Below are 13,469 nucleotides of genomic sequence, written 5' to 3' on the forward strand. Positions count from 1 at the left end.
TAATCTGTGGCTAGGGGGAAAGGATACTATCTTTTAGGTAAATCTTCTTAATCGGCCTAATTATGCCTTTTTTAATACCCTATGGAATTTAGATATCCGCGCAAATTCTTCAGGATCTAGCGAAGCCCCTCCAACAAGGGCGCCATCTACATCTTCTTCCTTCATAATATCTAAAGTATTAATCGACTTAACCGAGCCACCATAAAGGATCCGACAGTTATCAGCGATTTCATCACTACCTATTTTTCTAAGCTCTTTTCTAATTGCAGCACAAACTTCCTGTGCATCTTCTGGAGTGGCAGTTTTACCAGTACCAATCGCCCATACTGGCTCATATGCAATAACAATTTTCTTAAGATCAGGTTTGTGAAAACCTTTTAGTGCATTTCTTAATTGCTCTAACACATACGGAATATGATTTCCAGCCTCTCTTACCGCTAGTTCCTCACCAACGCAGAGAATCGGCTTAATCTCATTTGCGAACGCAGCTTTAATCTTCTTATTAATTAACTGATCATCTTCATTGTGGTTCGCTCGGCGTTCGCTATGACCAATTAATACATATGTGCATCCAAGTTTAGAAAGCATTGATCCTGAAATATCTCCGGTATGAGCACCTGAATCCGCAGCAGATAAATCTTGCGCACCGTAAAGTAAACGCAGACGATCGCCATCAACTAATGTTTGAACAGATCGAATATCAGTAAATGGTGGAATAATTACAACCTCTACTGCGTCATAATCACGATCCTCAAGGGAGTAAGCCAGCTTTTGGGTAACGGCAATCGCCTCTAGATGATTTAAGTTCATCTTCCAATTTCCAGCAATTAAAGGTTTACGCATTTTTCTCTTTCTCTAACTTAGTGCGATCAGGCCTGGTAGTTCTTTACCTTCAAGGTACTCAAGAGATGCGCCACCACCTGTTGATATATAACCAAAATCCTTATCAGCAAATCCTAGTTTACGAACAGCTGCAGCTGAATCTCCCCCGCCGACTACGGCCATACCATCAACCTGAGTTAAAGCTTGCGCTATCACTTTTGTGCCATAGGAAAAATTTGTAAACTCAAATACACCCATCGGGCCATTCCAAAATACAGTTTTACACAACTTTATCTCTAGAGCAAAGTTCTCAGCACTTTTTGGCCCGATATCCAAACCCATTTGATCAGACGGAATTTGATCTGAATCTACAGTGGTCGGCAATGAGTCTGCCGAAAATTCAGAAGCAACTACTATATCGATTGGAAGTAGAAATTTAACTCCCAGTTTTTCAGCTCGAATCATTAATTCTTTAACAGTATCAATTAAATCATTTTCAACTAAAGACTTTCCGATTTCTTTTCCTTGAGCTGCTAAAAACGTGAAGACCATGCCCCCACCTATTGCAATTAAGTTTGCTTTGTCTAAAAAATTTGAAATAACGCCAATTTTGTCAGAAACTTTTGCCCCACCTAGAACAACTCCATACGGGCGGCTAGGATTTTTTGTTAACTGCTCTAAGACTGCAACCTCACCTGAAATAAGATCTCCAGCAGCATGCGGCAGTAATTTAGCAAGCTCATAAACTGAAGCATGCTTGCGATGAACAGCTCCGAAACCATCTCCAATATAAATGTCGCCATAAGTTGAAAGTTCATTTGCTAGCTTCATGCGCTCAGATTCTTCCTTACTTGTTTCGGAAGATAAGAATCGAATATTTTCTAGCAGTAAAATTTGACCTGATTTAAGTGCCCTAGCTTTATCGGAAATTCCAGTTATCTCTGGTGAGAATAAAACCTCTTGATTTAGTAACTCGCCTAACTTTTTAGCAATTGGAGCGAGGGATAACTCAGGCTTTACCTCTCCCTTTGGTCTACCCAAATGGGCAATTATTACCACTGAACAGTTAGCAGCAAGTAGCTTCTTAATTGTCGATAATGAGGCAACTATTCGACCAGCATCACCTATAACACCATCTTTAATTGGAACGTTAAAATCACAACGCAAAATAACCTTAGCGTTTTGCAGATTTAGCTGGGATAAGCTTTTAATACCCATCTAATTTATATGGACTTACCAATGTATTGGATTAAATCAACTAACCTATTTGAATATCCCCATTCATTGTCATACCAGCCCACAACTTTTGCTGTTGTTCCGATTACCTTTGTAAGTCCGGCATCTAAAATGCATGAGCTTGGATCAGTGACTATGTCAGCTGAAACAATTGGATCTTCGGTATAACTTAAATACCCTTTCAATGAGCCAGTACTTGCTTTTTTGAGTGCAGCATTAATCTCTGCAACAGAGGCTTCTTTTGCTAACTCAACCGTTAGGTCAGTTGCAGAACCAGTTGGCACTGGCACTCTTAATGCATAGCCATCTAACTTACCTTTAAGTTCTGGCAATACCAATGAAATTGCTTTCGCTGCTCCAGTTGAGGTTGGAATAATTGATAGCGCTGCAGCTCTTGATCTGCGGAGATCTTTGTGAGGGAAATCTAAAATTACCTGATCATTTGTGTATGCATGAATCGTGGTCATAAGGCCTCTAACAATGCCGAACTCATCATTTAACACCTTAGCCATTGGAGCTAAACAGTTAGTAGTACATGATGCGTTCGAAATAATATTATGTTTAGTTGGTTCATATTTTTCATGATTAACACCCATAACAATTGTTATGTCTTCATCAGTTGCTGGAGCTGAAATAATTACCTTCTTTGCGCCAGCATTTATGTGCTTCTGGGCATCTGCAGCCTTTGTAAAAATTCCAGTAGATTCGACAACAATATCTACGCCTAACTTTCCCCATGGGATATTTGCGGGATCACGCTCTGCACTAACAGAGATAGTTTTACCGCCAATAGTAATTGTTGTATCTGTGAAAGTTACTGGTTGCTTAAGTCTGCCCAAAATTGAATCGTATTTTAGTAAATGGGCTAAAGTCGCGTTATCTGTTAAATCATTAATTCCAACAATTTCAAAATTAGCACCTGATTCAAGTGATGCTCTTAGAAAATTTCTACCGATACGACCAAAACCATTAACACCGACTTTAAGCATATTAACCCCGTTTAGATTCTAAAATTTATTTTAAGCCATTCACAACATTGTGAGATGTATATCTTAGCAGTCCGCAAGTAGTGATTAATTCAATAAATCTGGGCTAATACTCGCCTCAGTATCAGGTACTCCTAATTCACGGGCTCGTTTATCTGCCATTGCTAATAATCGCCTGATTCGCCCAGCAATTGCATCTTTTGTCATTGGTGGAGTTGCAAGTGAACCTAATTCTTCCAAACTTGCTTGCCCATGGTTAACCCGAAGTTCACCTGCTTCTTTTAGATGATCTGGGATTTCAGCACCAAGGATCTCCATCGCTCTTTGTACTCTCGCTGAAGCTGCAACAGCGGCTCTAGCGGATCTGCGTAAATTTGCATCATCAAAGTTTGCTAATCGATTTGCAGTTGCTCGAACCTCTCTTCGCATCCTTCGCTCTTCCCAAGCTAGGACTGTTTCATGTGCACCTAATCTTGTAAGTAGCGCGCCAATAGCATCACCATCTCGAATAACAACTCGATCGACGCTGCGCACCTCTCGAGCTTTTGCAGTGATTCCTAATCTTCTAGCTGCGCCAACTAAAGCCAATGCTGATTCTGGTCCAGGACAAGTAATCTCAAGTGCAGAAGATCTTCCTGGCTCAGTAAGTGAGCCATGCGCTAGAAATGCCCCGCGCCATGCTGCTTCAGAATCACAAATAGCTGCAGAAACAACTTGCGGTGGCAGGCCTCTGATCGGCCGATTGCTAGCATCAACTAATCCTGTTTGTCGAGCAAGTGCATCACCATCTGCTAAAACTCTGACAATATACCGACTGCCTTTACGAATACCACTTGAAGAAACTACTGACAACTCACTTTCATGTCCAAATACCTCTGATATGTCTTTGCGTAGCCTGCGTGCACTTTGAGCTGTATCTAATTCAACCTCAATAATAATTTTACCCGCTGCTATATGTAATCCACCTGCAAACCTAAGTAATGAAGAAACTTCTGCTTTACGGCAACATGGTTTAGTTATTGAGAGTCTGCTTAACTCATCTTTAACCGCTTCTGTCATTGCCATTAATTCTCCCTAACTCGTCTATGGGGTTATCTAAGCAGGTCTTAACCAAAAATGTGGCTGAAAGCCAAAATTAATTTCTCTCTATCATGGTGGAATATTTGCTTACTATCTGCTAGGTCAAAACCCATAACCTCTCCCCCGCACGCAGCAACTAGAGCATTAAACCTTGAGTCTGATTGAGCAAGTGATTTATCTACTAAGGCTACATCAATTTTCAGATCTGGAATATGATCTAAAACTAATTGTAGGTGAGCTTCAAGTGAGAAGCCTGCGTACTCATCTAATATGTTTTTATCCGGTAGATTAAATATCATAATTTTTTTTGCTTTACTTTTTTGAATTTGTTCTGCTTGCTTTCCAAGGAGAAAATGTGGCATAACACTAGAAAGCCATGACCCTGGCCCAATTGTTATCCAGTCTGCATTTTCAAGAGCAGTTAGTACTTCTGGAGTTGGCTTAGGTTGATTTGGAATTAATTTTAGTTCATTAACTTTTCCAATCGCCTGCGATACCTCAACCTGGCCTCTTACTATTTCAACCCCATTTTTTGTGGTAAAACTTCCTTCAATATCAAGGGGCTCCAAAGCCATTGGTAGTACCCGGCCAACTACTTTTAATAATTGACCAACCCGGTCCAAACCTTTAACTGGATCAGTATCTCGATCCCAAAGTGCGGTTAAAAGAAGATTACCTACCGCGTGATTATCCATCTCACCTTGGCTGGTAAATCTATATTGCATAATTTCAGCCCAACTTCTGCCCCACTCATCATCAGCGCAGAGTGCTGCAAGTGCCATTCGTAAGTCACCGGGAGGTAGGGAATTAAATTCAGCACGTAATCGCCCGGATGAACCACCATTATCTGCAACTGTTACCACTGCAGTAACTTGATTAGTAAGAGTACGCATTGCGCCAAGTGTTGCTGCTAATCCGTGTCCACCGCCTAAGCAGACAACCTTTGGATTTTTATTCATACTATATTTCTCGACCCAAATCTCTATGCATTACCTGTGTATCAATCTTGTAATTAGATAATTTATCACCACTTTTTAATCTGGAAACTAATTCTGCGGCAACTGCTACTGATCGGTGTTTACCACCGGTACAACCGATTGCCAGTGTTAAAAACTTTCTACCTTCAGCGATAAAACCTAATGCCATAGTCTCAAAAAGTGCCTGATACCTTGTTAAAAATTCTTTTACGTTATCACTTCCTAATACTGCATCACTTACCGGTTTATCAAGACCTGTCAGTGGCCTAAGGTGTGGCACCCAATGTGGATTTGATATAAATCTACAATCTACAACTAGATCTGCATCTACTGGCAGTCCATACTTGTAGCCAAAAGAGAGAATATTTACTCTAAGATCAGAGCCAGAGTCTTCATGAAAATAATCTGAAATTTTCTTCTCAAGCTGATGAATATTTAATGCCGATGAATCAATAATTATGTCTGCAGAATCTCTTACTTCCCGAAGTCGCTCTCTCTCCTTAGTAATTCCATCAAGAATACGATCGGCCCCTTGTAAAGGATGAGGTCTGCGGGTTGACTCAAATCTTCGAACAAGTGAATCATCTGCTGCATCTACGAAAAGAATTTTGCGAGATATACCTAGGTCTGCTAGTTCAGCTAACGATTTGGTTAGATCATCAAAAAATGCTCTGCCTCTTACGTCAATTACAACGGCAACTTTTTTTACCGATGTAGAAACTAACTCAATTAAATTGCCGAGTAAGGCTGGAGGCAAATTATCTACAACATACCAACCAAGATCTTCTAATCTGTGGGCTATCGTGGATCTACCGGCGCCACTCATTCCGCTTATAACAAGTATCTCGGTATCACTCTTCATGGCAATATCTTCCTACACATGTCAAGCATCTAAAATTTCACCACTTTGCATATCAATACGGACTTGCTCTGCTTGATTTTTGATTTGATCAATAATTGTCTTTGCCATTTTCTCGCCAATGCCTGGAACAGCAGATAACTCTGAAAGGGTTGCCGACTTTAATGCAGTAACTGAACCAAAGTGTGTAAGTAATGATTTTCTTCTAACCTCACCTAGCCCAGAAATCTGATCGAGTAATGATTCCAGCATAACTTTTGAGCGCTTGCTTCGGTGAAAATTTATAGCAAATCGATGTGCTTCATCTCTTACCTTCTGTAGTAAATACAGAGCCTCACTATGGCGTGGAAAGATAATTGGCTCGCTATTATTTGGTAGCCAAACCTCTTCTAGTCTTTTTGCAAGACCACATAAGGCAATGTCTGTTATTCCAAGTTCACGTAACGCTTTTGCAGCAGCATTAACTTGAGGCTTACCACCATCAACAACTACTAATTGTGGGGGGTATGCAAACTTTGGCCTGCTACCACCTTGCGCAGTTGCCTCTGCAACATCTATATCTTTTTCATCTAAATACCGTTTAAATCTCCGTGTTATTACATGGTGCATTGCTCTCGTGTCATCAAAGCCAGCATCATCATCAATTGAAAATCTTCGATAGTCACTCTTTTTGGGTTGACCATCTTCAAAAACCACCATTGATGCGACCATGCTTGTCCCTTGAATATTTGAAATATCAAAGCACTCAATTCGTAGTGGTAATTCAGCAAGCTCTAACTGCTCCGCAATTTCAGCTAATGCACTGCCACTTACCGCAGCATCATTTGCACGCTTACTTAAATATTGAATTAGGGCCTGGTTGGCATTTCGCTTTACGGTTTGTACTAGTTCTAATTTTTCACCTCTAGCTGGCTGGGTTAAAGTTACAGATTTACCTCTCTGCTCAGTGAGCCATTGCTGCAGTAAGTCAGAATCTTCAGGCAATTGATCAACTAACACTTCAGGTGGTGGCTTACTTTCAGCATAGATTTTTCCAAGCATTGCAGAAATAATACTTTCATCTTCTAATAGATTTGCTCTATCTATAACCCAGGATCGAGAACCTGTGATTCTGCCTGCAACTATATTAAATTGAGAAAGTGATGCATGGGTAATTTCCTCATGAATTGCTAGCACATCTGCATCAATATTTTCATTTAGAAATCTGTCGGTAGATTCATACGCTTTATTAATTGCTTCTAGTTGATCCCGCAGCTTTCCAGCCTTCTCATACTCTTGTGCTTGCGATGCTTCTTGCATCTCTTTTTCAATTCTTACTGAAATTTCTTCAGGTGACTTCTCTAAAAAATTAACTAGATCATTAGCAAGTTTTTTGTGTTCTTCTTGCGTAACCCAATTAACACAAGGGGCAGCACATTTACCTATATCTCCTAATAAGCACTGCCGTTTACTGCGTACAGCCGAAACAAAGTTAGATTCACTACATGTACGAACTGGATATATTTTAATTAAGGTTTCAAATGTACTACGCAGCGCCCAAGCGTGTGAGTAAGGTCCAAAATAGCGAACTCCTGGAATCTTTTTAGAACGAGATATAAACAGTCTTGGAAATTCAGATTTTAAGTCAATCGCTAAATGAGGATATGACTTATCATCTTTAAATTGAATATTAAAATCTGGGCTGTACTGTTTAATCCAAGTAAATTCAAGCTGCAGTGCCTCAACCTCAGTTTTTACTAATGTCCAGTCAACTCGGACAGCAGTATTAACCATCCGCCTTGTTTTAATTTGTAGATTATTACCAAAGTATGTATTTAGTCTATTTTTAATATTCTTTGCTTTACCTACATAAATTACCTTTTCATTCTTATCAAAAAATCTATAAACACCAGGATCACTAGGTAGGTTACTTGGCCGATAACTTTGTGGATCTGCCATGGCTACTTCTTTAGTACTGGAGCTAAATACTTTCCAGTGTAGCTCTTTGGATTTTTTACAATCTCTTCCGGTCTACCTTCGGCGACAACTAATCCACCTCCAGAACCACCTTCTGGTCCAAGATCAATCACCCAATCCGCTGATTTAATAACATCAAGATTATGCTCAATCACAATTACAGTATTTCCAGTATCAACTAATCTGTTAAGAACTAATAAAAGCTTTCGCACATCTTCAAAATGTAATCCAGTTGTTGGCTCATCTAGAACATAAATTGTTCGACCCGTTGATCTTCGCTGAAGTTCTGTTGCGAGCTTTACTCTCTGAGCTTCACCACCTGACAAGGTTGGAGCTGATTGACCAAGTCGCACATAACCAAGACCAACGTCACAAAGAGTCTTTAAAAATCTGGAAATTGCGGGCACGGATTCAAAAAAGTTATTAGCTTCCTCAATGGACATATCTAGTACTTGCGCAATTGTCTTACCCTTGTAGTGAACTTCAAGTGTTTCTCGGTTATACCTTGCGCCATGACACACTTCGCACGGAACATATACATCAGGTAAGAAGTTCATTTCAATCGTGATAGTTCCATCACCGGAACAGTTCTCGCATCTGCCACCTTTAACGTTAAAGGAAAATCGCCCCTGCTGATAACCTCTTACTTTTGCTTCGCTCGTTTCAGAAAAAAGTGCCCGTACTTTGTCAAAAACTCCAGTATAAGTTGCAGGGTTTGATCGAGGTGTTCTACCAATAGGTGATTGATCAACATGCACAACTTTGTCTAGCTGATCTAGGCCAGTAATAGTTCTGTGCCGGCCTGGAACAATTCTTGCGCCATTTAATTTATTTGCTAGAACTGAGTACAAAATATCATTTACTAATGTTGATTTGCCAGAACCGCTGACACCAGTAACTGCAATAAATGCTGCTAGTGGAAAGGTCACATCAATATTTTGTAGATTATTCTCTTTCGCAGCCTTTACTACTAACACTTTTTTTGCGTCAATTGGCCTGCGTTTTTTAGGAATTGCAATAACAGATTTTCCAGAAAGATAGGCACCGGTTATCGAATCTTTTGCGGCAATTAGATCGGCGTAACTTCCCGATGAGACAACTTTTCCACCATGTTCACCCGCTCCTGGGCCAATATCAACAATCCAGTCTGCAGTTCGAATCGTATCCTCATCATGCTCAACAACAATTAATGTATTACCAAGATCGCGTAATCTAGTAAGCGTTTCAATTAATTTACGATTATCACGTTGATGTAAGCCAATGCTTGGCTCATCTAGAACATATAGAACCCCAGTTAATCCTGAACCTATTTGAGTTGCTAAGCGAATACGTTGAGCTTCTCCTCCCGAGAGAGTTGCAGCAGGTCTTGCGAGGGACAAGTAATCAAGTCCAACATCTAATAAAAATCCTAATCTGGCATTAACCTCTTTAAGTACGCGCTCGGCGATCTTCTTCTCTCGAGCTGATAATGAAATATTCTTAAGAAAAACTTCACACTCGGCAATTGAAAATTCACATATTTGAGCAATATTTTTTCCACCAAGTGTTACTGCTAATACCTCAGGCTTTAATCGACTGCCATTACAAACGGGACATGGTGTCTGTCGCATATATGCCTCGTATTTATCTCGACTAAAATCACTATCAGTTTCAGAATGGCGCCTATGAATAAATGGCACAACACCTTCAAACCCAGTTGAATAGTTGCGAACACGTCCATATCTATTTTTATATTTAACATGGACTTCATAATCCCAGCCGTGCAAAATCGCATCCCTTACTTTCTCAGATAGCTTCTTCCAAGGATTATCAAGAGAAAACTTCAAGTCAGTTGCAAGGCCTTCAAGGAGTCTTAAAAAGTACTCAGAGGATTGGCCACCAGACCATGGAGCAATTGCGCCTTCATATATTGAAATCGAATCATCTGGAATTAACAATTCCTCATCAACCTCAAGCTTTGTACCTATTCCACTGCACTCAGGGCAAGCACCAAATGGTGAGTTAAATGAAAACGATCTAGGCTCTAACTCCTCAAAGGAGATCTCACAATCATGACAAGCCATATGCTCACTAAAGGTTTTCTCTTTATCAGGTGAACCAGCCTTTATATCAATAAAATCTAAAATTACTAACCCGCTTGCAAGTCTTAGTGCAGTTTCAATTGAATCTGTTATGCGCGATTTACTCTCATTCTTAACACTTAAGCGGTCAACTACAACCTCGATGGTGTGTTTTTCTTGTTTCTTAAGTTTTGGTACCTCAGATATTTGATAGACGCTGCCATTAATTCGAACTCTTGAATATCCTGCGGTTGTAAAATCTTTAAAAAGATCTAAGAACTCACCCTTGCGCGCTCTAATAACTGGAGCCAAAACTTGGAATTTACTCCCTTCAGGCATTTGCATAATCTGGTCGACAATATTTTGCGGAGTTTGTTTTGCAATAGCTTTGCCACATTTAGGGCAGTGCGGTTTACCTGCACGTGCAAAAAGTAAGCGCAGATAATCATAAACTTCTGTAATTGTTCCAACTGTTGAGCGTGGGTTTCGATTAGTAGATTTCTGATCAATTGAAACTGCTGGTGATAAGCCCTCAATAAAATCAACATCTGGCTTATCCATTTGCCCTAAGAATTGGCGAGCATAAGCAGAAAGAGACTCAACATACCTTCGCTGGCCTTCCGCAAAAATAGTGTCAAATGCTAATGAAGACTTGCCTGAGCCCGATAGACCAGTGAAGACAATTAGTGAGTTGCGAGGCATATCAAGTGAGACATTTTTAAGATTATGCTCGCGGGCGCCACGAACTATTAAACGATCGTTCATTAGTTACCCGCCTCCTGCATTCCTTTTAATTCCCGCTTTAATTCTCGAATTTCATCACGTAACCTAGCGGCTAGTTCAAAACTCAATTCTGCTGCTGCTAATTTCATCTGGTCAGTAAGTGACTCAATTAATGCAATTAACTCCCGCCTTGGAAGTGAATGAGCATTTTTACTATGAACACCACTAGTAAATCCACTTTTTTTGTTTGTGGCGGCCAAATCGTCTGTGTCATCTATCTCTTTTGCGATTAAATCAGTGATATCGGCAATTTTCTTCCGCAGCGGAGTCGGATCGATTCCATGTTCGCTGTTGTAAGCGACCTGCTTGGCCCGCCTGCGATTTGTTTCGTCTATGGCGCGAGTCATTGATTTCGTCATGTTATCTGCATACATATGAACCTCACCAGAGACATTTCGCGCTGCTCGCCCAATTGTTTGAATTAATGATGTAGCAGATCTTAGAAATCCTTCTTTATCAGCATCTAATATGGCAACTAATGAGACTTCAGGTAAATCTAAGCCTTCACGTAATAAGTTAATTCCGATTAATACGTCATACTCACCTGTTCTTAACTCACGTAATAATTCAACTCTTCGCAAAGTATCAACCTCAGAATGTAAATATCTAACTTTAACTCCCAGACCTAACATGTAATCAGTTAAGTCCTCTGACATTTTTTTAGTTAGCGTTGTAACCAAAACACGCTCATTCTTTTCAGCTCTGATTTTAATCTCATTAACCAAATCATCAATCTGGCCCTTAATAGGTTTGACTATAATTTTTGGATCAATTAGTCCAGTAGGTCTAATTACCTGTTCAACCACACTGTTATTAGTTTTTTCTAACTCATACTTTCCAGGCGTAGCTGATAAATAAACTTTTTGGCCACATCTTTCTAGAAACTCAGCAAACTTAAGTGGACGATTATCCATAGCACTTGGTAAGCGAAACCCATGCTCCACTAAAGTGCGCTTTCTTGCAGCATCACCCTCGTGCATGGCACCGATTTGTGGCACCGTGACATGTGATTCATCAATTACAACTAAAAAATCCTCTGGGAAATAATCGAGTAAACAGTTTGGGGCAGAACCAGCCACTCGTCCATCTAATTGCCTAGAATAATTTTCTATTCCAGAGCAGAACCCTAATTGCCTCATCATCTCTAGATCAAAAGTTGTTCGCATTTTAATTCGCTGGGCTTCAAGTAATTTTCCAGCTCTTTCAAACTCATCTACTCTCTTTGCTAATTCAGCCTCGATTTCACCAATTGCTCGCTCCATTGTTTCAGGACCTGCGGCATAGTGAGTTGCCGGAAATACATACATTTCACTTTCATCTCTAATGATTTCACCAGTTAATGGATGCAAAGTCATTATTTTTTCAATTTCATCCCCGAACATTTGAATTCGAAGTGCCAATTCTTCATACATCGGAATGATTTCAATTGTGTCACCTCTAACCCGGAACGTACCCCGCTCAAATGCCATATCGTTTCGCTTATATTGGATATCAACAAATTTACGGAGTAATTGATTTCGATCAATGAAATCACCAACTTTTAAACGCACCATTCGATCTACATACTCTTGCGGTGTTCCTAAACCATAAATACATGAAACAGTTGCAACCACAATCACATCCCGCCTAGTTAGTAAGGAATTTGTAGCTGAGTGACGCAATCTTTCTACTTCATCATTTACCGATGAGTCTTTCTCAATAAACGTATCGGTTTGAGGAACATATGCTTCAGGTTGATAATAGTCATAGTAAGAAACAAAGTATTCAACAGCATTATTTGGTAATAGCTCTTTGAATTCATTTGCTAACTGAGCGGCTAAAGTTTTATTTGGCGCCATAACTAGTGTTGGGCGCTGTACTTGTTCTATTAACCACGCAGTTGTTGCAGATTTTCCGGTTCCAGTTGCTCCAAGCAACACAACATCTTGCTCCCCTTTTGCCAAACGCTGAACAAGCTCTGCTATTGCAGTTGGTTGATCACCGGATGGGACATAATCACTGATAACTTGAAACGGCTCAACCCGTCGGGTCAAATCTGTTATTGGTCTCATTACTTACTCTTACTTTTGTTTTTAAGGCTTTCCCAAACCTTCTCAACCTGGGCAAGTAATTCTTGCTCAGATTTATCATTAACTATCACGGTATCTGAAATCACTTCACGCTGAGCATCTGTTGCTTGGGCTTTCATTCTTTGATCAATCTGGGTAAGTGTTAAACCCCGCTTTATTAGGCGCTCAGTTCGTATTTTTTCAGGTACGGAAATAGTAATTACATGATCAAATTTATAATCATGCTTTGATTCAACAAGTAGTGGAATTTGATTAATGATAATTGAATCACTACCTGCAGAACTAACTATTTTTGCAAAAGATTGTCGAATTAGAGGGTGGGTAATCTCCTCTAACTTGGCGCGCTTTTTTGGATCTTTAAATATTAAAGAGGCTAATGCAGCGCGATCTAAATCCCCATTTTTAAGAATCTCATCACCAAATTCGGTAACAATTAGATCAAAGCCCTTACTTCCTCGTTCAACAACCTCACGTGCTAGTTGATCTGAATCAACTACTAACGCACCAAGTTCAGCAAAAATCTCACCGACCATAGTTTTGCCGGATCCGATTCCACCTGTTAAAGCGACTATTAACATAAGTTAAACCCTACACAATAAAAAAATGGCCCCAGTTTCCCGAGGCCAAATTTAAGTTAAACC

General features: G+C 40.0%; 10 protein-coding genes. All 10 read right to left on the reverse strand.

Features of this window, described 5'->3' with window-relative positions:
* Window positions 1-60: 60 nt before the first annotated feature.
* The 10 genes from tpiA to coaE all read right to left on the reverse strand — a co-directional run bounded on the left by tpiA (window position 61) and on the right by coaE (window position 13,406).
* Entirely contained in the window at window positions 61-843 is a 783-nt protein-coding gene (gene tpiA / locus B1sIIB91_RS03315) for a triose-phosphate isomerase (RefSeq protein WP_095688198.1), read from the reverse strand.
* A gap of 12 nt (window positions 844-855) precedes the next feature.
* Window positions 856-2,040: a phosphoglycerate kinase gene (locus B1sIIB91_RS03320; RefSeq protein ID WP_095688199.1), complete on the reverse strand. Its 1,185-nt coding sequence runs from the start codon at window positions 2,038-2,040 to the stop codon at window positions 856-858.
* Between the two features lie 5 nt (window positions 2,041-2,045).
* Entirely contained in the window at window positions 2,046-3,047 is a 1,002-nt protein-coding gene (gene gap, locus B1sIIB91_RS03325; RefSeq protein ID WP_095688200.1) for a type I glyceraldehyde-3-phosphate dehydrogenase, read from the reverse strand.
* Window positions 3,048-3,131: 84 nt separating this feature from the next.
* Window positions 3,132-4,109, reverse strand: a complete 978-nt coding sequence (whiA, locus tag B1sIIB91_RS03330; RefSeq protein WP_095688201.1) for a DNA-binding protein WhiA — start codon at window positions 4,107-4,109, stop codon at window positions 3,132-3,134.
* Window positions 4,110-4,150: 41 nt separating this feature from the next.
* Window positions 4,151-5,083: a gluconeogenesis factor YvcK family protein gene (locus B1sIIB91_RS03335; protein WP_095688202.1), complete on the reverse strand. Its 933-nt coding sequence runs from the start codon at window positions 5,081-5,083 to the stop codon at window positions 4,151-4,153.
* 1 nt (window position 5,084) lies between these two features.
* A complete protein-coding gene (gene rapZ / locus B1sIIB91_RS03340; RefSeq protein WP_095688203.1) occupies window positions 5,085-5,963 on the reverse strand; it encodes an RNase adapter RapZ in 879 nt (292 codons plus the stop codon).
* A 21-nt stretch (window positions 5,964-5,984) separates the two neighbouring features.
* Window positions 5,985-7,898, reverse strand: a complete 1,914-nt coding sequence (gene uvrC, locus B1sIIB91_RS03345) for an excinuclease ABC subunit UvrC (protein WP_095688204.1) — start codon at window positions 7,896-7,898, stop codon at window positions 5,985-5,987.
* A 2-nt stretch (window positions 7,899-7,900) separates the two neighbouring features.
* Entirely contained in the window at window positions 7,901-10,741 is a 2,841-nt protein-coding gene (uvrA, locus tag B1sIIB91_RS03350) for an excinuclease ABC subunit UvrA (protein WP_095688205.1), read from the reverse strand.
* Window positions 10,741-12,810 carry an excinuclease ABC subunit UvrB gene (gene uvrB / locus B1sIIB91_RS03355; RefSeq protein ID WP_018227153.1) on the reverse strand — a complete coding sequence of 690 codons (2,070 nt, stop codon included), beginning with the start codon at window positions 12,808-12,810 and terminating at the stop codon, window positions 10,741-10,743. The genes uvrA and uvrB overlap by 1 nt, the downstream gene beginning before the upstream one ends.
* Window positions 12,810-13,406 (reverse strand): dephospho-CoA kinase, encoded by a 597-nt coding sequence (coaE, locus tag B1sIIB91_RS03360; protein WP_095688206.1) that lies wholly within the window; start codon window positions 13,404-13,406, stop codon window positions 12,810-12,812. The genes uvrB and coaE overlap by 1 nt, the downstream gene beginning before the upstream one ends.
* Window positions 13,407-13,469 lie beyond the last annotated feature (63 nt).

Origin of the sequence: Candidatus Nanopelagicus abundans, assembly GCF_002288305.1 — a bacterium.
GTDB lineage: Bacteria > Actinomycetota > Actinomycetes > Nanopelagicales > Nanopelagicaceae > Nanopelagicus > Nanopelagicus abundans.